The sequence below is a fragment of the Streptomyces fractus genome (assembly GCF_049844455.1).
Taxonomy (GTDB): Bacteria; Actinomycetota; Actinomycetes; order Streptomycetales; family Streptomycetaceae; genus Streptomyces; species Streptomyces fractus.
Window position 1 is genome coordinate 1,116,050 of the sequence record NZ_JBMYHI010000002.1, and the last position, 20,081, is coordinate 1,136,130.

13 protein-coding genes, 1 tRNA gene and 2 pseudogenes are annotated in these 20,081 nt (G+C 71.5%); 10 read left to right on the forward strand and 6 right to left on the reverse strand.

All coding sequences use genetic code 11. From position 1 onward, the window contains the following. The first annotated feature begins 172 nt into the window (after positions 1-172). From ACP4E5_RS07205 to ACP4E5_RS07220, 4 genes and pseudogenes are all read left to right on the forward strand, one after another. Positions 173-1,126 (forward strand): PDR/VanB family oxidoreductase, encoded by a 954-nt coding sequence (locus ACP4E5_RS07205; RefSeq protein WP_425826049.1) that lies wholly within the window; start codon positions 173-175, stop codon positions 1,124-1,126. Positions 1,127-1,201: 75 nt separating this feature from the next. Then, positions 1,202-2,443 (forward strand): flavin reductase, encoded by a 1,242-nt coding sequence (locus tag ACP4E5_RS07210; RefSeq protein WP_425826051.1) that lies wholly within the window; start codon positions 1,202-1,204, stop codon positions 2,441-2,443. 94 nt (positions 2,444-2,537) lie between these two features. Beyond that, positions 2,538-2,882, forward strand: a pseudogene (locus tag ACP4E5_RS07215) (MFS transporter); the annotation flags it as partial. Between the two features lie 49 nt (positions 2,883-2,931). Further along, positions 2,932-3,831, forward strand: a complete 900-nt coding sequence (locus ACP4E5_RS07220) for an MFS transporter (protein WP_425826053.1) — start codon at positions 2,932-2,934, stop codon at positions 3,829-3,831. A 73-nt stretch (positions 3,832-3,904) separates the two neighbouring features. On the opposite strand, the gene ACP4E5_RS07225 is transcribed toward ACP4E5_RS07220, so the two are convergent. The 3 genes from ACP4E5_RS07225 to ACP4E5_RS07235 form a co-directional block, all read right to left on the reverse strand. Next, positions 3,905-4,873: a quinone oxidoreductase family protein gene (locus tag ACP4E5_RS07225; RefSeq protein ID WP_425826055.1), complete on the reverse strand. Its 969-nt coding sequence runs from the start codon at positions 4,871-4,873 to the stop codon at positions 3,905-3,907. A gap of 138 nt (positions 4,874-5,011) precedes the next feature. Continuing rightward, positions 5,012-5,443, reverse strand: a complete 432-nt coding sequence (locus tag ACP4E5_RS07230) for a winged helix-turn-helix transcriptional regulator (protein ID WP_425826057.1) — start codon at positions 5,441-5,443, stop codon at positions 5,012-5,014. A gap of 24 nt (positions 5,444-5,467) precedes the next feature. After that, complete coding sequence (locus tag ACP4E5_RS07235; RefSeq protein ID WP_425826059.1) at positions 5,468-6,064, reverse strand: TetR/AcrR family transcriptional regulator; 597 nt, start codon at positions 6,062-6,064, stop codon at positions 5,468-5,470. A 94-nt stretch (positions 6,065-6,158) separates the two neighbouring features. Here ACP4E5_RS07235 and ACP4E5_RS07240 point away from each other — a divergent pair, with 94 nt between their 5' ends. After that, entirely contained in the window at positions 6,159-7,202 is a 1,044-nt protein-coding gene (locus tag ACP4E5_RS07240; protein ID WP_425826061.1) for an NAD(P)-dependent alcohol dehydrogenase, read from the forward strand. 105 nt (positions 7,203-7,307) lie between these two features. On the opposite strand, the gene ACP4E5_RS07245 is transcribed toward ACP4E5_RS07240, so the two are convergent. After that, positions 7,308-7,381, reverse strand: a tRNA-Met gene (locus ACP4E5_RS07245). A gap of 170 nt (positions 7,382-7,551) precedes the next feature. Here ACP4E5_RS07245 and ACP4E5_RS07250 point away from each other — a divergent pair. Next, the gene (locus ACP4E5_RS07250; protein WP_425826063.1) at positions 7,552-8,934 is read left to right on the forward strand and encodes a purine-cytosine permease family protein; all 1,383 of its coding nucleotides are present in this window, start codon (positions 7,552-7,554) and stop codon (positions 8,932-8,934) included. 38 nt (positions 8,935-8,972) lie between these two features. On the opposite strand, the gene ACP4E5_RS07255 is transcribed toward ACP4E5_RS07250, so the two are convergent. Further along, positions 8,973-10,217, reverse strand: coding sequence for a PucR family transcriptional regulator (locus ACP4E5_RS07255; RefSeq protein ID WP_425826065.1), 1,245 nt, complete (start codon positions 10,215-10,217; stop codon positions 8,973-8,975). Between the two features lie 198 nt (positions 10,218-10,415). Between ACP4E5_RS07255 and ACP4E5_RS07260 the strand changes: the two are divergent. Beyond that, a pseudogene (locus tag ACP4E5_RS07260) lies at positions 10,416-11,381 on the forward strand (isopenicillin N synthase family dioxygenase). A gap of 187 nt (positions 11,382-11,568) precedes the next feature. On the opposite strand, the gene ACP4E5_RS07265 reads toward ACP4E5_RS07260, so the two are convergent. Then, positions 11,569-12,504: an NmrA/HSCARG family protein gene (locus tag ACP4E5_RS07265; RefSeq protein WP_425826067.1), complete on the reverse strand. Its 936-nt coding sequence runs from the start codon at positions 12,502-12,504 to the stop codon at positions 11,569-11,571. Between the two features lie 126 nt (positions 12,505-12,630). Here ACP4E5_RS07265 and ACP4E5_RS07270 point away from each other — a divergent pair, with 126 nt between their 5' ends. From ACP4E5_RS07270 to ACP4E5_RS07280, 3 genes are all read left to right on the forward strand, one after another. Continuing rightward, on the forward strand, positions 12,631-13,218 hold the full coding sequence (locus ACP4E5_RS07270; protein ID WP_425826069.1) for a TetR/AcrR family transcriptional regulator: 588 nt from the start codon (positions 12,631-12,633) through the stop codon (positions 13,216-13,218). A gap of 157 nt (positions 13,219-13,375) precedes the next feature. Then, complete coding sequence (locus tag ACP4E5_RS07275; protein ID WP_425826071.1) at positions 13,376-14,182, forward strand: hypothetical protein; 807 nt, start codon at positions 13,376-13,378, stop codon at positions 14,180-14,182. A gap of 172 nt (positions 14,183-14,354) precedes the next feature. Next, the gene (locus tag ACP4E5_RS07280) at positions 14,355-20,048 is read left to right on the forward strand and encodes a DUF7927 domain-containing protein (protein ID WP_425826072.1); all 5,694 of its coding nucleotides are present in this window, start codon (positions 14,355-14,357) and stop codon (positions 20,046-20,048) included. Positions 20,049-20,081 lie beyond the last annotated feature (33 nt).

The window sequence follows — 20,081 nt, forward strand, 5'->3', positions numbered from 1 at the left end:
TTAATCGGCCCTCTGCGGGGCGTGTCCCTGAAGCCGATCAGACGGCCTCGGCCCGGCGGGGCTGGCATAACTCACAGTGGCCGTCGAGCAGCTCGCGACACAAGCCATGCACCCACCGGGACCGAGAGGTCACAACCCTACTCGTGAGGGCTGCAGAAGGGATGGTCCTCTAATGAGCGTCGCCGTCGAGGTGGCCGAGATCGTGGAGGAGAGCGCGGCGGTCCGCTCCCTGCGGCTGCGCAGGGCCGACGGCGCCGCGTTCGGCCCCTTCGCCGCGGGCGCGCACGTCGATGTGACCGGGCCGACCGGGGTCCTGCGCCAGTACTCGCTGGCGGGCGACCCGGCCGACCGCTCGTCCGTGCTCATCGCGGTCAAGCGGGAGGCGGAGTCGCGGGGCGGCTCGGCCGCGCTCCACCGCACCGCGGTCGGCGACGAGTTGACGATCGGTCAGCCGCGCAACCTGCTGGGCATCGCCGAGGGCGCCGACCGGCATCTGCTGGTGGCGGGCGGCATCGGCGTCACCCCGCTGCTGAGCATGGCGTACGAACTCCACCGCCGCGGCGCCGACTTCGCGCTGCACTACTTCGTACGCTCGCGGGACGACCTCGCCTTCGGGGACCTGCTGGAGCGCCGCGCCGAGTTCCGCGACCGGGTGACCCTGCACATCGGGCAACCGCGGACCGAACATCCGGACATCCTGCGTCCGTCGGCGGCCACGCTGACGCCCGAAAGCCATGTGTACACCTGCGGCCCAGTCGGCTTCATGGACCAGGTAACCGCCGTCTTCGCCCCGGTCGTGGGCGAATCGCAGGTGCATGTCGAGCACTTCTCCGCGGAGCCGGTCGACGCCTCGGACAACACATCGTTCACGGTGGAGCTCGACACCGGCGAGGAGTTCGAGGTCCCCGCGGACCGGTCGATCCTCTCCGTGCTTGAGGAGGCGGGCATCCCGGTCGGCAAGTCCTGCGAGGAGGGCATCTGCGGCTCGTGCGTCTCCGGACTGCTCGAGGGAACCGCCGACCACCGCGACCACTGCCTGTCCGCCGCCGAGCACGCGGCCGGCACGGAGATCGCGCTCTGCGTCTCGCGGGCACGCTCCGACCGGCTCCGCATCGAGCTGTACTGACCGACCGTCGGCCCGGGTTCTCGACGACACCGGCCCCGCATCCTCACCCACGTCACCGTCATGACAAGGAAGATGATGGCCAGCCAGACGAATCAGCAGACCGCACCCGGCGGACACCGGGCGGCCCCACGGCCACCGGCCCCGCACAAGTCGCGATGGCGCACGGTCCTCGGGCGGTACCCGACCGGCATCACCATCATCACGTCCGTCGACGGGTCGGGCCGCCCGATCGGCATGGTCGTCGGCACGTTCACCTCGGTGTCCGAGGACCCGCCGCTGGTCGGGTTCCTGCCCAAGACGACGTCCCGGACGTACGCGGGCATCCGCCGCGCAGGCCGGTTCCGCGCCTCCGTCCTGGGCGCCGAACACGAGAGCCTGTGCCGGGACTTCTTCGCGGCCGCTCCCGAGGACCGGTTCGCCGGCGACGCCTGGGAGTTCGACGCGCACGGTGTGCCCCGACTCCGGTCCGCAGTGGCCTGGTTCGACGCCACGGTGCACGATGTGCTTCCGGCCGGGGACCACGTGATGGTGCTGGGCGCGGTGGACGACCTGGGGCTCGGGCCCCGCACCGACGAGGCCCCGCTCGTGTTCCTCAACGGCGGCTACGGCTCGTTCGCTCCCCCGGTCACCGGCGTCGACCTCGCCGAGCTCGGCGCCCGGCTCCGCCTCGCCGCGGGCGTCGGCGACATCGTCCAGGGTCTCGCCCGGGACCTGGACGTCGAGTGCGCCCTGTCGACGGTGGTGCGCGACCAGGTGGTCGTCCTCACCGCGGCCGACAACCGGCTCCCGTACGTGGGGACCTGCTTCCCCTTCGCGGCGCCGATGGACCCCGGCTTCGCCGCCTGGTGCGAGCCGGAACTGCACCGCACCTGGGTGGAGGACGCCCGGCGTCTCACGGGCCCGGTGGACGTCCACCTCCTGGAGGACACCATCGCCCTGGTGCGCGAGCAGGGGTACGCCATCTCCTTCGGACACACCATGTCCGAGCACTTCGGCGGTCTTGCCGACGAGGCACGGGGCGGGCGCGACGCCGCGGCCGGGCGCAGCGCCCTCGCCCGGCTCTGGGAGCGGATGGCGAGCGGATACGCCGCGTACTGCCGCGACCCGCGTCCGCAGGCGCACGCCCACACCCTCCAGGTGCCGGTCTTCGGCCCCGACCGGCACGTCGCCTTCGAGCTCGTGGTGGGCGGCTTCGGGCCCGGAGCCGGAGTCGAACGCTTCCGGTCGATCCTGTCGGCCGCCCTCGACCGTGCCGCACAGATCACCGAACTGACCGGCGGCACACCACCCGCCGGCTACGTGCCGCAACTCCCCTGACAGGTCCTGAGGTAGACACATGACCGAGCAGATATCGGCGGCGGACACAGCGACTTCGCCACCGCCGCCCCGCAGCGGCATCGTCCGCATCGCCATGGCCAGTGGCGTGGGCACCTCCCTGGAGTTCTACGACTTCGCCATCTACGGGACGGCGACCACGCTCGTCCTCACCGACACCTTCTTCCGGACCGGCGACGCCTGGTTCGGCACGTTCCTCGGCCTGGCGACCTTCGCCATCGGCTTCCTGATGGCGCCGCTCGGCGCCGCCGGGTTCGGCTGGCTCGGCGACCGTTACGGGCGGCGCTTCGCGCTGCTGCTCACCTTCGTCGGCATGGGTACGGCGACCGTCGTGATGGGACTGCTGCCGACCTACGCCCAGATCGGTGTCGCGGCGCCACTGCTCCTGGTCGTCCTGCGGATGACGCACGGCCTGTTCCGCGGCGGGGAGACCGGCGGCGCGGCGGCCCTGGCCATCGAGCACGCCCCTGATGAGAAGCGTGTTCGTCGCGCTCGGCTCGCCGGTCGGGACGATCCTCGCCAATCTTGCGTTCGCCGCCGTGCTCTTCCTGCCGGACTCCAGCATCGAGTCCTGGGGCTGGCGGCTGCCCTTCCTCGCCGGTGGCATAGCCATCGTCATCGGCATCTGGATCCGCCGGGGCGTGGCGGAGAGCCCCGTCTTCCAGCAGATGGTGCGCGAGGAGGGCGAGACCCTCAAGAACCGGCGTCCGGTGGCCGACGTCTTCCGCTCCAACTGGCGGCGCGTGCTGCTGGCCGCGGGCGTCAACATCGGCCTGAACTCCTGCACGTTCGCGCTGGTCACCTTCATGGTGTCCTACGCGACGTCCGCGGCGCCCGACGGTCTCGGGCTGCCCCGGCAGGCGGTGGTCAACGCCAGCACCCTCGGCCTGCTGGTCCACGCGGCCTCCAACGTCCTGGGGGCCTGGGCCTCGGACCGCTTCGGCCGGCGCCCGGTGATGCTCACCGGGGCGCTCGCGTCGCTGGCCGCGATGCTGGTCGTCTTCCCGCTCGCCGGGACGGGCACCATCGGCGCGCTCACCGCCGCACTGATGCTCGGCTTCGCGACCACCGGGCTGCTCTTCGGCCCGATGTACACCTTCTTCACCGAGCTCTTCCCCCGCGACCAGCGCCAGTCCGGCATGGGCATCGCCTTCCACCTCGGCGCGGTCCTCGGCGGCGGCATCTCCCCACTGATCGCGAACCGCATCGTCGCCGCCACCGAGGACGCCGCCAACGTCGGCTACTACCTCGCGGGCACCTGCGTGCTGTCCCTGGCATGCCTGCTGGCCCTCCCGGAGACGGCACCGAGGGCGCTGCGCCGTCTGCACCTGAAGCAGACCGCGGGCGCGCCGGCGGCGGACGTCCGGTAGGCGGAGTGTCGGCCGTCCGCGTACCGCCACTGATTCCCGCCCCGCTTGTGCAGCGCGGGGCGGGAATCCGCTGCTACTTGCCGCCGTCCATGTCGAGGACGACCTTGCCGACCGTCGCGCCCGTGCGCAACCGCTCCACCGCCGTGCCGAGTGCGTCCATCCCGTGGCGCTCGTACGGCAGAGACAGCGCGCCCGACGACAGGTCCGGCAGCAGGCGCAGCACCTCGGGGGCGACCTCCTCGCCGCGGCTGATCATGCTGACCGGCAGCAGGGACACCTCCGCGAGGAAGAAGTCCGCGAGGTCCAGGGTGAGTTCGCGGCCCGCGGTGTAGCCGAGGAGCGCGGCCCGGCCGCGCGGGCGGACCAGGGTGAGGGCGTCGCGCAGGATCCGGCCGCCGACGGTGTCGATGAGTACGTCGACCTTGCCGCCGATCGCCTCCTCGGAGAGGTCCTTGGCGAGCAGCGCCTTGGCGACGGCGGGAACGTGCTCCAGCTTCGTCGGGCGGCCGACCGCGCCGACCACCTCCGCGCCGGCCCGCGCCGCGAGCTGTACGGCCATGGCGCCGACCGCACCGGACGCGCCCGTGACCAGGACCCGCTCGCCCGGCTCGACCTGGGCGATGTCGTGGACGGTCGCCCAGGCGGTTCCGACGGGCGAGAAGTAGATGCAGGCGAGCGCGGGGTCGGTGCCCTCGGGCATGACCTCCACGGCGGCGTCCGGCACGAGCACGTGCTCGGCCCAGGCGCCGTCGCGGCTGAGCCCGAGGCCCTCGCCGCGCAGTCGCACCAGGGCGCCCTCGGGGTGGGTGTCCGAGGCGAGGACGAAGCCGCTGCCCTGGGTGCCGGGGATGAACGGCAGCTCGGGCAGGATGCCGAACTGCCCGTCGAGGATGTTCAGGTCGAGGTGGGCGACGGTGGCCGCCGCCACCCGTACGAGGGTGTGCCCGGGGCGCCGCTCGGGCACGGCCCGCTCCCCGAGGCGCGGCAGGGTGCCGAACTCTTCCAGGATCAGGGCTCGGGTGGTGGTTGCGGTACTGCTCACGTGCTGTGTTCTCCGTTCATGTTCCCCGTTGTCCGTCTCGTCCCCACCCCTCACACCTCGCCCCCTACGTGCCCCGCGGTCGGGGGCGCCGGCGCACGCTATCGCGCGTCGAGGAGCGTCATGAGGGGCGCGGTCCGCTCAGCGGTCCGACGGGGTACGGCTGCCGGTGGCCTCGCTGTCGAAGCGGGCGCGGTTGCGGGTGATCTCGTCGTGGTGTGTGCCGGCCCAGTCGATCAGGGCGGTGACCGCGACGAGCAGTGTCGCGCCCAGGTCGGTCAGCGCGTACTCGACGCGTGGCGGCACCTCGGGGTAGGAGGTGCGGGTGACCAGGCCGTCGCGGCGCAGCTGGCGCAGGGTGTGGGTGAGCATGCGCTGGGAGACTCCGGGGATCGCGCGTTGCAGATCGGTGTAGCGCAGGGGGCCGTTCTCCAGCGTGCCGATCACGAGCACGCCCCACTTGTCGCCCGCCCGCTCCACGATCTGCCGGATCGTCTCGCCCTGCTCGGCGGGCCAGCGGGCGCACGGCCCCGTCCGGTCCCGCGGCTGCTCGGCCGGGGCGTGGGGAGTCATCGTGTGCCTGCCTTTCCGGTGTGCTCAGACGGCCCGCTCCGGGGCGACCGCCCTACTCACACAGTCCCTGAGCAGCGTACGCCGCTGGTCGTGCACGCTCTCGGGCTCGTCGGCGGAGGCGGCGTAGACGTTGCTGACCGGGGACCAGGCCATGGACATGGCGATGACCATGGCCATCACGTCGAAGGGGTCTCCCTGGCGGATGCGCCCGGCGGTCTGGGCCTCGGCGATGGCGCTGAGCTTGTGGTCGTCGTAGCGGTCGGGGTCCGCCACGAGGTGCCCGGTCGGTCTCCGCTCCAGGCGTGCCCAGGTCGCGAGCCGGATCAGGTCGGGGCGGTCGAGGTACTCGTCGTAGAGGCGCACCGCCCAGTCGGCGAGGTCCGCGGCGTCGATGGCGACGACGTTGGTGATCCGCTCCAGCGAGGCGAAGAAGATCGCGTCGAAGAGCTGCTCCTTGTTGCCGAAGTAGCCATAGAGCTGCGCCTTGTTGGTGCGTGCGGCGGCGATGATCCGCTCGACGCGCGCGCCGGCGATGCCGTACTGGGCGAACTCCTGGGTGGCGGCGTCGACGATGCGCCGATACGTCGCGGCCCCGCGGCTGCTGGATGGCTGGTCGGGCATGCACAGCACCGTAACAGACCGACTCGTCTGTTTGCTTCTCGGGGCGCGTGCGCCTACCGTCAAACAGACCGAACAGTCTGTCTTAGGAGTTGCGATGCGTTCCACGACCGGATGGCAGGCGGACGGCGCGACGGGGACCCTGCGCCGTGCGGCGCTGGAGCGCCGGGATCTGCGCCCGGACGACCTCGCGGTACGCGTCGAGTACTGCGGTGTCTGCCACACGGACCTCCACGCGCTGCGGGCGCACGGGAGCGACGCGAACGGCGTGCTCGTACCCGGGCACGAGTTCACGGGCGTGGTGACCGAGGTCGGCGGCGCGGCCGGCGACTTCTCCCCCGGCGACCCCGTGGCCGTCGGCAACATCGTCGACTCGTGCGGCACGTGCCGCATGTGCCGGGCGGGGCAGGAGAACTTCTGCCGCGAGTTCCCGACATTGACCTACGGCGGAGCCGACCGGCAGGACGGGTCGACCACGCTGGGCGGGTACTCCTGCGAGTACGTCGTGAGCAGCCGGTTCGCCTACCGACTCCCCGCGGGCCTCGACGCGGCCGCCACCGCCCCTCTGCTGTGCGCCGGTGTCACCGTGTGGGAACCGCTGCGGGCGCTCGGCGTGGGCCCGGGCAGCACCGTCGCCGTGGCGGGGCTCGGCGGCCTGGGGCACCTCGCGGTCAAGATGGCGGCCGGGCTCGGCGCGGAGACCTCCGTCATCAGCCGGACCCCGGACAAGGCCGACGAGGCGCACGACCTGGGGGCACGGGGCTTCGTGGTGTCCGGCGACCCGAAGCAGATGGAAGCGGTCCGCGACCGGTTCGACGTGGTCATCGACACCATCTCGGCCCCGCACGACCTGGCTCCGTACCTGCGCGTGACCGCCATGGACGGCACCCTGAGCCAACTCGGCCACCTCGGACCGGTCACCGTGGACACCATGGATCTGCTCATCGGCCGCAAGAAGCTCAGCTCCGCCGGCAGCGGCGGCCGCCCGTCCACCGCCGCCATGCTGCGCTTCTGCGCGGAACACGGCATCACCGCCGACATCGAACTGCTGCCGTCGGCCCAGGTGAACACGGCTCTCGAACGCCTGGAGCGCAACGACGTCCGCTACCGGTTCGTGCTCGACATGTCCGACCTGGACTGACCGCGTACGTCGTCGTGCGTCCGCATCGCGCGCGGGCGGTGTGCCCCGCCGGGCCCGCAACATGAAACAGGGCCCCGATCCATGATCGGGGCCCTGCTCGACGAGTAGCGGGGACAGGATTTGAACCTGCGACCTCTGGGTTATGAGCCCAGCGAGCTACCGAGCTGCTCCACCCCGCGTCGGTGAACACAAGCCTACGCCATCAGCACACACCTCAAGACCACAGCAGTGCCGATCCACCTCAGCCGCCTCCAGGATCCGCGGGACGTACAAGGTGTCCTGGACCGCGCGCTCCGGTGCGGACATCGCGCCCCTGCTGAGCGGGCGCGGTCGTCCCCAGACTGGGCGGATGACGACTACGCCCGCTCACCCCGCCACCGGATCGGCGCCTGTCTACGGCGACAAGGTCATCGCCGTGGAGGCGGCGGGCTGCGAGCCGATTCCCGAGGCCGAACGGCACGGCAGGCCACGGCAGTTGCTGTGGACGTGGGCTTCGCCCAACATCGAGTTCGCGACGGTGTACATCGGCGTGATCTCGGTGCTGTTCTTCGGTCTGAGCTTCTGGCAGGCAGCGGCGGCGCTCGTGCTCGGTACGGGGCTCGGGGCCGTGACGCACGGGATCCTGTCGACGGACGGGCCGCGCTTCGGCGTACCGCAGATGGTGGTCGGGCGGCTCGCCTTCGGGCGGCGCGGGAACCGCTTCCCGGCCTCCGTGAACGCGCTGGTCGCGGGCGTCGGCTGGTTTGCCGTGAACAGCGTCAGCGCGGCCTTCGCGCTCAACACACTCACCGGGCTCGCGCCGCTGCCTTCCCTGCTGCTCGTGGTCGCCGCCGAGATCCTGATCGGCTTCATCGGCCACAACTTCGTGCACACCTTCGAGCGGTTCGCGCTGCCGGTGCTCGCCGTGGTCTTCCTGCTCGCCGGGGTCTTCACATTCGGCGACGCGGACCTGTCGGCGGCGGGCGGCGGCGGTGGCGTCGGCGGGTTCCTGCTCGCGTTCAGCGCGGCCTTCGGTTACGCGGCCGGCTGGAACCCGTTCGCGACGGACTACTCGCGGTACCTGCCGCGTACCGTCTCCCGTACGAGGACGGGCGTGTATCCGGCGCTCGGGATGTTCCTTTCGGTGTCGGTGGTGTCGGTCATCGGCGCCGCGTCCGCGACGATCGCCGCCCCCGAGGGCACCACCCCGACGGCCGCGTTCACCGACCAACTGCCGTCTTGGCTGGGCAACTTGACGCTCCTGGCCATCATGCTCGGCGCGATCAGCGCGAACGCGCTCAACGTGTACTCGTCCGCCATGTCCCTCACCTCCCTCGGTCTGCGGATCGGACGCAGCACGCTGGTCCTGCTCGCCGGGGCGGCGGGCACGGCCGCGGCCTGGGCGTCGCTCGCCGACGCGGGACGCGCGTACGAAGCGTTCCTGCTGGTCATCGCGTACTGGGTGGGGCCGTGGCTGGGCGTCGTGCTGACCGCCCGCTTCCTGGACCGCAAGGCGCCCGACGCGGAACTCGTCGGCCGCATGACGAACCCCGCGTACGCGAACTGGGCGGGCCCCGCCGCCCTGCTCACCGGGATCGCGGTGTCCGTACCCCTGTTCTCGAACCAGGAGAGGTACGTGGGGTGGGTCGCCGACGCGTGGCCGTCGCTGGGGGATGTGACCTGCGGAGTGGGGTTCGTGGTGGCGGCCGCCGTGTACGCGGCACTGCACCGGCGAGCACGCCGCATGCTGTAACTCCGCACGCTCGGCGGCCCGTTGCACGCCCAAGCGGCTCACACAGCGACGGCGAAGCGGCCGGATTCCGCCGTGTGCGGCGCCCGAGCGCGGACCAGGCGGTGTGCGCATGTCGCGGTCAGCAGCGCGCCCAGCAGGCCGGGGTCGCCCACCGCGATACCGAGGAGCGACTCGATGCGTTCGACGCGCTGGTAAAGGGACTGCCGCCCGATGTGCAGCAGGGCGGCGGCCCGCGTGGGACTGCATCCGTTGCGCAAGTACACCTCGAGCGTCCGCACCAGATCGCTGGAGTGCGCCGCCTCCCACGCGAGCAGCGGACCCAGGGCGTCCTCGGCGAGCCGGGTCAGACGTTCGCGGCCCGCTTCGAGGTCGCCGCGGGTGAGCTCGCGCTCCAGGGCCAGGGCGCGGCACGATGTGATCAACGGGCCTTCGCCGTCGGCGACTTCGGCCGGCGGGACGGTCAGCGCGAGGTCGAGGCACTCGCGCGCCGCCCGTACCGTCTCGCCCCAGCGCGAGTGGTGGCCGACAGCGGACACCGCGGGGCCGACCGCCGCCACGAACGGCTGCGCGCCGCCGGCCTCGCGCAGCGCGTCCTGCACCCGGCCGACCGGGTCACCCGTCCCCCGCAGGGCGAGCACCCCCAGCGCGTCCCCGGGGAACGCCGCCCGCAACACCCCTGTGCTGCCCGCCTCGCGCGCCGCCCGGTCCAGTACGGCCGCGGGCCCGTGCACGGCGACGGCCACGAGCCGGTCGGCCTCCCCCGGCCGGAACCCGGCGAGCGCCGCCCGGGCGGTCACCTCGCAGGGGCGCACCGGCCGCCCGTCGGCGAGGTCGGCGAGCAGCCCGGCCGCGTGGTCGTCTCCGGCGGGGACCGTGCGGGCGGTGAGGCCGCGGGTGACGATGGCCCGGTTCGCGGCTTCGGTGAGCCGGACGAAGGGCACGACGCGGCGCAGCGCGATCAGCGGGAGTCCGAGCCCGCGGGCCTCGTCCACCACCTCGTCGGGCATGACGGCGAGCGCCCGCCCCACCTCGACGGCAAGACCGGCCGCACCGCGCGCGGCGACCTCGCGGACGTAGCGGCGGCGGTCCGCGGCGCTCGCGCCGAGCAGCCCGAAGCCGTTGGTGAGCAGCAGCTCGCCGCCGTCGAGGAAGCTGGCGCCCTCGTACACCTCGCTGGAGTGTGTCCAGCGGACCGGGTGGTCCAACGACTCGCCGCCCGCGAGGACTTCGGGGGCGGCGGCATCGAAGTGGTGGAGGATCTCGCGGAGCGTGAGGACGGACACGGTGCCTCCCGACAGTTCGTCCGACTGGCGACTGCCCGGAGCGTACGTTCCGCACATTGCCCCGGTGTTTCCGCGAACGGAGAGTTAAGGGGACGGATCAGGGCGCTGCCCGGCGCGGCGCGGACCCGCGGGAGGGCGGGGCCCTGGACCGTAACGACGACAGCACGTACCTTCCGGCTCTGTGGATCGAGGACATCGGTGACCAACCCGCGCATCCCCACCATCGACGTGTCGCCCTGGCGCTCCGGGGACCCGGACACGCGTGCCGCCGTCGCGCGCAGCGTCGACGACGCCCTGCGGACCGCCGGGTTCCTGCTGGTCACCGGGCACGGCGTGGACCCGGCGCTGCGCAGCGGGATCCGCACGGCCGCGCGGACGATCTTCGCGCTGCCGGCGTCGGCGAAGCAGGCGTACGAGGTCAAGGTCGGCGGTCGCGGCTGGCTCGGCCCCGGCGCCGAGGCGAACGGGTACGCGGAGGGCACCGAGACCCCGCCCGACCTGAAGGAGTCGCTCTCGCTGGCCGCCGACACCCCGACCGGCGACCCGGCCGTGGACGCCGAGTGGTTCGCACCGAACGTCCTGCCGTCCGAGGTACCGGAGTTGAAGCCGCTCGTCGACACCTATCTCGCGGAGATGGCCCGTCTCACCGACACACTCCTCGACCTGCTCGGTGTCGCGCTCGGCCTGGAGGCGGACTTCTTCACCCGCCATATGGCGCACCCCACCTGGGGGTTCAACATCAACTGGTACCCGGGGACGGACATCGTCGGCACCCCGCAGGAAGGCCAGTACCGCATCGGCCCGCACACCGACTTCGGCACGGTCACCGTCCTCGACCGACAGGCCGGCAAGGGCGGCCTGCAGGTGTGGACGGACGCCGGGGGCTGGGAGGACGCGCCGTTCGACCCCGACGCCTTCACCGTCAACATCGGTGACCTGATGGCCCGTTGGACCGGCGACCGCTGGCGCTCGGGCCGCCACCGTGTCCTTCCGCCGCCTGCCGACGCGCCCGCCGAGTAGCTGATGTCACTGGTGTACTTCGGCGAGTGCACGCCCGGCAGCGTCGTCGAGTCCGTCCCGGCGCCGGTCGGCCGCACGACCTATCCGCCGGTCGAATCGCACGCGTATCTGCGGGAGAAGCTGCACGCGATCACCGCGGACTGAACGAGCGGCCCATCCGGCGTGCACACGGGCGGAGCCGTACCGGAACGTGGTCGGGGTCGTCGACTCCGGTGAGCACGGTCGCCGGGTAGAAGCACCCGGGACCCTGTCCCACCACATCCACGCCCACCCCGAGCCGGCCTTCGAGGAGTGTCGCGCCAGCCGTACATGTGGCCGCGACCGGTTCCGGCTAACGCAGGTTCTCCTTCACCCAGTCCTCGAAGCGCGTCAGCGGCAGGCCCAGCGCCCGGGCGAACTCCGGGCGTCCCGGCTGGCTCATGGCGTTCATCCAGGCGCCGGAGGCACCCATGGGCGGCATTCCGGCGGCGAGGGCCTGCTCCAGGGTCAGGTCCGGCGCGGTGATCCGCCGGCCCAGCACGCGGCTGAGCGTCCCGGCGATCTCCGCCATCGACGAGTACTCACTGGCCAGTTCGAGCTCCACCTCGTGGAAACGGTCCGGGTCCGTGAGGGCGGCGGCGGCCGCGGTGCCGATGTCGCTGACCGCGGTGAGGGAGAGCCGGGTGTCGGGCTTGATGAGAGTGATCAGGCCGCCCTCGATGCCGCGAGGGAAGAGGTAGGCCATGGAGGGAAGCAGGTTCTCCATGAAGAAACCCGGCTTGAGGAGGGTCCAGCGCGGGAAGCCGGCCTCGCGGACCAGGTCCTGGATGGCGGCCTTGGTGTCGAGGGCGGGGGCCATGAAGTCCCAGCGGCCTTCGGCCCAGCCGGGGGCCTCGGTGTGCTGCCCCGCGCCGGCGACGGAGGTGTGCACGAACTGCTCCACCCCGGCGGCCCGGGCGCCTTCGACGAGGTTGGTGGCCTGCGCCAGTTCGTTGTCGAAGTCGGCGCCCTCGTCGGTGAACGCGGGCATCTGAACGGAGAAGACGGCGCGGGCGCCTTCGGCGGCGTGCGTGACGGAGGCGCGGTCCAGGAGATCTCCGGTGACGAGCCGGGCGCCGAGCGCGGCGACCGCGCGGGCCCGTTCGGTTGCGGGGTCCCTGACCAAGGCGCGTACGGGGACACCCGCGGAGAGCAGCGCGCGGGTGGTGGCTCCGCCCTGGCGGCCGGTGGCGCCGGTGACGAGTACGGGGGCGTGGGCCGGTGACGGGTTGGTGGGTGGAGTGGACATGAAAGGGCTCCTTCGCGTACGGCCGTCCGCCGGCAGGCGTCGACCGCGAGAAGTGGCGGGGCCCGCCACTTCTGCCGAGATACGATATGGCGGGGCCCGCCACTTAGCAATCCTGGAGCTGATCACATGGTCGAGCGGCAACGCGCCGACGCCCGGCGCAACTACGAGCGGATCCTCGCCGTGGCCGAGGAGGAGGTCGCCGCCCGGGGCTCGGACGCCTCGCTGGAGCAGATCGCGCGGGTCGCCGGTGTCGGCTCGGCGACGGTACGCAGACACTTCCCGACCCGGCGGGCGCTGTTGGAGGCGGTCTCCCAGCAACGGATCGAGGCGCTGTGCGCGCGGGCACGAGAGCTCTACGGCGGGAAGGACGACGGCCGCCGCGACGGCGAAGGCCGGGAAGCGCTGCTGGAATGGCTGGGCGAGGTGGTCGCCTACTGCGTCACCGCGCGCGGGCTGGCGGCGGCCCTCTCGTACGACGAGGGGCACGACCCGGTGGGCGGCAACTCCTGCGCGGCGGCGCTGATCGATGCCGGAGAGCCGCTACTGCGGAGCGCCGCGCGGGAGGGCGCGGTGGCACCGAAGGTCACGGTCGAGGACCTGATCACCCTGGCAGTCGGCTTCGCCCTCGCAACGGAGCACCACCCCGACCCCGCCGCCCGCGCCTCCACCCTGCTCGGACTGGCGGTGGCCGGTATCAGCCCGGAACGGCCCTGACCCCGGGCGGGACCGCCGCCTGGCAGACCTGGACCGTGCCGGTCGGGTAGTCGACGCGGACCACCCCGAAGCGCGTCGGGCCCGCGCGGTCGTGGAACGCGGGAGTCGTCGTGACGCGCCGCGTGCGGTGTCAGTGGCGCATGGCACTGTGACGCCCATGAACTCGACCGTACGTGAGCCCGTACGTCAGGCCGCCCTCGACGCCGGCCGGGACCTCGGGGTGCCCGAGCCGGTGACGCAGGCGTTCATCCGCCTCCTGCGCCCCTGCGTCCACCTCTGCTCCTTCGACAATCTGCCGGAGGAGCAGAAGCAGGGCGCCCGCGCGGTCGGCCGGGCCTCCGGACCCGCCCGCCTCCCCCACGACGTGGAAGCTCCCGAGGACCTGCCGCACGTGCTGACCATCGACTGCGCCGCCATACCCGCCGGCGTTCTCGACATCGAATTTCCCGCAGCCGGACAGCTGGTGATCTTCGCCGAGATCAGCGACTACCCGGGGGAAGGCGCCGTCATCCATCTGCCGCCCGAGGCCGAATCCGCCGAACACCCCTTGCGGGTAGGCGAGTTGCAGGCCGTCGAGAGGAGCGAGACCGTCCGCCCGGATTTCTACGAGCCGTTCGCGCTCTACGCGGTACCTGGCACCACCATGCCCGACCTCTCCCGCTGGTCCCACGTCTCGGAAGCCGCGCAGTACGCCGAAGGGGACGCCGAGCGGACGCGGCTCGTGGACAGGCTGATCGGGGAGATCGACAGGTTTCTCGACGCCCGATGGACCCACGACATCCAACTCGGCGGCCACTCCCGCGCCTGGCAGAACCCGGTGGAGGACCGCGGGCACGTGCTGTTCATCCGCATACCGGAAGGCGCCGTCTGCGACGGGAACGACTACCTCACCCTCATCGCGGGGCACCCCGAGCAGCTCGCGGAGCGCCGCTACGACGAGCTGGAGTTCGAGGTCGAGTGCTGACGTCCCCGGGACGCCCGCGACACGGCCGCCAGCCACACACAGTGACACACTGTGCCGAATGGGGGCAGCGTGAACTGCGGAGACGCGATGAAGCGTGGGGCCTACAGGTGATATTCGATTACGCAGAGTGTCAGTCCGTGTTCCGTGTCTCCGTCGGACTTATACACACATCATGTCGCTCTCCAGGCCCGAAAGGCGCCGCACCCTCCGCCAGTCCCGCATGCTGTACGGCACCGCCGCCCTCGTCACCGCCGCACTCGCCACCGCCCCGCTCCCCGCCGGCGCCGCCTTCGCGGCGACCGCTTCCACCCAGACGAGCGCGAAGCCCGCGCAGGCCGGGGCCGAGCGCGCCGGTGCGTCGAGGGGGAAGCGCGCGGCGATCCCCGGGATCTGCTCGGACGTCGCCTACCTGTACCAGTCCGTCAACGGAAACCCGGATCTGTACGACCTGGATCTGGCGGAAGGGACGCAGAACAAGGTCGCGACCGACTCGATGGGCCCGTCCATCGGCTACAGCCGTCTCGACGGGGCCGTCTACGGCATCAGCCCGAGCGGCGCGCTCAGCCGGTGGGACCCCCAGACCGGCGAGACGACCACGACGCAGGTCAGCAACTGGCCCGGGGCCGGGGGCGGCCTGAACAGCGCGGCGAACTCGGTGGACGGTTCCAAGCTTTACGCGCGCGACTACACGAGCGGCAAGCTCTACACCATCGACATCGACACCAGCAGCCCCACCTACGGCACGATCGTGGCCACCACCCGCACCACGGACGCGAACGGGGGCGGCGGCAACTACGGCAACGTCGCCGACTGGGCGGTCAACCCCGCCGACGGGTATCTGTACGGCGTGCTGGGCGACGACGGCAGCCTGCGCCGCCTGAACCCGACAACCGGGAGCATCACCAACCTGGGGAAGAAGCTTCCTGCAGCGGCCTACGGCGGCGTCTACTTCGACGACCTGGGCACCTTCTATCCCGTCAACAACCCCACCGGCGCGATCTACGCGATCGACCTGTCCGAATCCTCCCCCGCGGCGCCCGTCGCCGGATCGGCCGTGCCATCGGCGCGAAAGGTCGGCCAGACCAATCCCACCGGCGGCAACGACGCCGCCGGGTGCCTGCGCCCCTACGACCTCGGCGACGCCCCGGACTCGTACGGCACACTGCGCGACTCGAACGGTGCCCGCGCCATCGCCGACAACGACCTGAAGCTCGGCTCGGCCGTCTCCTCGGAGCGCGACGCTCGCGAGCCCCTGGACGGCACGGGCGACACCGACGACGACGCCCTCGGGACCGTCGAGCCCATCGCCTCCGACTCACGTGAACACACGGTCACCGTCCCCGTGAAGAACAGCACCGGCGCCACCGCGACGCTGGCCGGCTGGATCGACGTCAACGGCAACGGCACCTTCGACCAGGGCGAGCGCGCCACGGTGCCCGTCCCGGCAGGAGCCACGTCCGTCCAACTGAAGTGGTCCGGACTGCCGGCCGGGGTGGCCGGCGACTCGTACCTGCGGCTGCGCCTCTACGACGGCGAGGTCGCCGACCCGAAGCCCACCGGCTACCACGACGGAGCCGGCGAGGTCGAGGACTACAAGATCAAGGTCACCGCGAAGCGGGGCGGCTACTGCTCGGATGTCGGGTACCTGCAGCAGTGGGACGGCGACCAGTACAGCCTCTACTCCCTCGACCTGGTCACCGGCGCCAAGACCCGGATCGGCGCCCTCGGCAGGACCCGCACGTACAACCCCAGCATCGGCTACAGCGAGTTGGACGGCTATCTCTACGCCTTCCAGTCAACGGGTGGGAACCTGATGCGGATCGACCCGAAGACCGGGGAGTTCACGCACACGCCCATCAAGGACCTGCCCACCGCGGGCGCGGCGATGGCGGCCACATCGCTGGACGGGTCGAAGCTGTACGTCTACGACCACACCGTGAGCAAGATCTACGTGGTGGACATCGACACCGAGAGCCCGACCTACTCCTCGGTGGTCGAGACCGTATCGGTGGACGGGGTGCACGGTTCCGGTGACTTCGCCTTCCACCCGGACGGGTTCCTCTACACGGTCGCGTCGGACGGCACCCTGTGGCGCCTCGACCCCAAGACCGGGAAGTGGACGGACCTGGGGGCTCACGTGCCCTCCGACGTCACGTACCAGACGTTCATCGACAGCATGGGCACGATGTACCTCTACCAGAACGGCGCGGGTGGCATCTACCGCCTCGATCTGGGCTCCTCCACCGCCGATTCGCCGATCACCGCCGACAAGATCGGCGACGGCGAACGGATGAGCACCACCACCCCGGCCATCAACGCCGACGCGGCCGGCTGCCTGCGGCCCTACGACTTCGGCGACGCGCCCGACTCGTACGGCACGAAGAAGGAGTCCTCCGGCGCGGAGTTCATCGCCGACAAGGACCTCACGCTGGGCCGCTCGGTCACCTCCGAGCAGAACGCCGTCGATCCGCTCGACGGCACCGGGGACGAGGACGACGCCTTCAAGAGACTGCCTGCCCTGACCACGTCGTCGAGCGGCTACGAGCTGACGGTGCCCGTGCACAGCGCCACCGGCCGCGCCGCCACGCTCGCCGGGTGGATCGACGTCAACGGCAACGGGAAGTTCGACGAGGGAGAGCGGGCCACCGCTTCCGTCCCCGCGGGCGCCACCAGCGCAAAGCTCAAGTGGAGCGGGATCAGCGGCGCCGAGGCCGGCGCCACCTTCGCCCGCTTCCGGCTCTACGACGGGGAGGTCGCCGACCCGAAGCCGACCGGTTTCGTCGAGACCGCGGGCGAGGTCGAGGACCACAAGCTCACGATCCACGACTCCGGGATCGCCATCGCCAAGTCCGCTGCGCCGAAGGAGACTTCGCCCGGCGAGACGGTCTCGTACACGGTCAAGGTGACGAACACCGGCAGCGGCACCGAGAAGGACGTGAAGGTCACCGACGACCTCGCGGGCGTCCTGGACGACGCCGAGCTCGACGGGAAGCCGACCGCGAGCACCGGCACCGTCGCCATGGACGGCACCAAGTACACCTGGACCGGCGACCTCGCCCCCGGCGCCTCGGCGACCATCACGTACAAGGTGAAGGTCAAGGCGGCCGGGTCCGGCGACGACAAGCTGAAGAACGCCGTGACCGGCCCGCCGTCCTCCAACTGCGCGCCGGGCTCCGCCGATCCGCTGTGCTCCACGGAGACCCCCGTCAAGGCAGTCGAGATCAAGAAGACGGCCGACAAGACGGACGCCGCCCCCGGCGACAAGGTCACCTACACGGTCAAGGTCAAGAACACCGGGCAGGCCGCGGTCGAGGGCGGCGAGGTCACCGACGATCTGACCAAGGTGCTCGACGACGCCGACTTCAACGACGACGCCTCCGACAACGGGTCGAGCGGTTCCTTCGACTACACGTCACCGAAGCTGACATGGACCGGCGACGTGCCGGTCGGCGAGACGGTCACCCTCACGTACTCGGTGACACTCAAGAACCCGGCCACCGGCGACAAGCAGCTCGCCAACGTGGTGTCCTCCGACATCCCCGGGAGCAACTGCGCCGAGGGCTCGAAGGACCCGGACTGCACGACGCGGCAGGACATGCCGGACCTTGACATCAAGAAGACCACCGACGCCGCGTCGTCCGTCACCTCCGGCGACACCGTGACCTACAAGGTCACGATGACCAACACCGGCAAGGGCGACTACAACGGCGCGGAGGTCGTCGACGACCTGCGGGGCGTCCTGGACGACGCCACGTACAACAAGGACGCGAAGGCCTCCGCCGGAACGGTCGCGTACGGCAAGCGCAGGCTGACCTGGACCGGTGACATCCCCGCCGGCGAGTCCGTCACGTACACGTACTCGGTGAAGGTGAACACCCCGGCGGCCGGCGACAAGAAGCTCGAGAACACGGTGGTCGGCCCGCCCGGCTCCGACTGCGTCGAGGGCTCGAAGGACCCTGACTGCTCGACCTCGACGCCGGTCGCGTCGCTCGACATCAAGAAGGCCGTCGACGCGACCGAGCCCGTGACGTCCGGTGACAAGGTCGACTACACCGTCACCGTCACCAACACCGGCGAAGGCACCTACAAGGGCGCCACGTTCACCGACAACCTGAGCAAGGTCCTCGACGACGCCGAGTTCAACGACGACGCGAAGGCCAGCAGCGGTGAAGTGGCCTACGCCGACGGCAAGTTGACCTGGAAGGGCGATCTCGCCAAGGGGGCCACCGCGACCGTCACGTACTCGGTCACGGTGAAGAAGCCGGTCACCGGGGACAAGCAGCTCACCAACACGGTCACCGGGCCGCCCGGATCCAACTGCGGCGACGACCCGGACGACACCTGCTCCACGTCCACGCCGGTCGCCTCCCTGGAGGTGAAGAAGACGTCCGACGCGCAGGGCAAGGTCACACCTGGCGGGACGATCACGTACACCGTCACCGCGAAGAACACCGGCAAGGGCGACTACGAGGGCGCCACGATCACCGACGACCTGTCCGAGGTCATCGACGACGCCACGTACAACGGTGACGCGAACGCGAGCAGCGGGACCGTCTCCTACGACGAGCCGACGCTCAGCTGGACCGGCGACATCGCGGCCGGGCAGACCGTCAGCTACACGTACTCGGTGAAGGTCAACTCACCGGTCAGCGGCGACGGCAAGCTCGACAACACCGTGGTCGCGCCCGGCTCCAACTGCGAGGAGGGTTCGGACGACCCCGACTGCAACGTCACGCTGCCCGAGCCGGAGATGGACTACGGCGACGCGCCCGACAGCTACCACACCAGGAAGAGCAACGACGGCCCGCACGCCCTCATCACCCCCGGCCTGCGCCTCGGCTCGGCCGTCGACGCCGAGAAGGACGGCAAGCCCGGCGCGGACGCGGCGGGTGACACCGACGACGGCCTCATCGAGCGGCCGGTGATCCACCGGCACCAGGGCGATGTCACGTTCGACGTGCGGACGACGAACACCACCGGCAAGGACGCGGTGCTCGCCGGGTGGATCGACTTCGACGGCAACGGCGAGTTCGACAAGGGCGAGCTCGCCGTCACCAAGGTGGCCGACGGCGCGCGCCGCGCGACCCTGCACTGGGCCGAGCCGTCGACGACGAAGACCGGCACCACGTACATGCGGCTGCGGCTCCTCGGCGAGAAGCCCGACACCGCGTCGAAGGCTCGGGCCGTGCGGGCGCTGCGCGCGCCGGCGCCCACGTCGGCGGAAGGGTACGGCGGTCCGGGCGAGGTCGAGGACTACAAGGTCACGATCGAGCCCGCCGAGCTGAACATCGTCAAGACGGCGTCCACGGCCGCCCCGAAGCCGGGCGACAAGGTCACCTACACCGTCAAGGTGACCAACACGGGCACGGGCCCCTACAAGGGCGCGTCCCTCACGGACGACCTGAGCAAGGTGCTCGACGACGCGACGTACAACGACGACGCGAAGGCGAGCAGCGGCACGGTCTCGTACGCGAAGCCCGGGCTGACGTGGAAGGGCGACCTCGACGCGGGAGCCTCGGCCACGCTCACCTACTCGGCGACCGTCAACGACCCGCTCACCGGCGACCGCGACCTGGACAACGCGGTGACCGGGCCCGACGACTCCAACTGCGGGGACGACCCGGGTGACACGTGCGGCACGCACGGCGAGGTGCCGCCGCCGGTCCCGCCGACCGCACCGCCCACCGAGCCGACCCCGCCGGCCGAGCCGACACCTCCGGCCCAGCCCGGCAAGCCGCACAAGCCGGGCGGCCCGATGGCGGCCACCGGCAGCGACGAGCAGGTCTGGTACCTGGCGGCCGGAGCGGCGTTGCTCACGGCGGGCGGCTCGGTGGTGACAGCGCTCGCGCGGCGACGCCGACGCTGACAGGCGGCGCCGCCCCGCTGAGGCGGGGCGGCA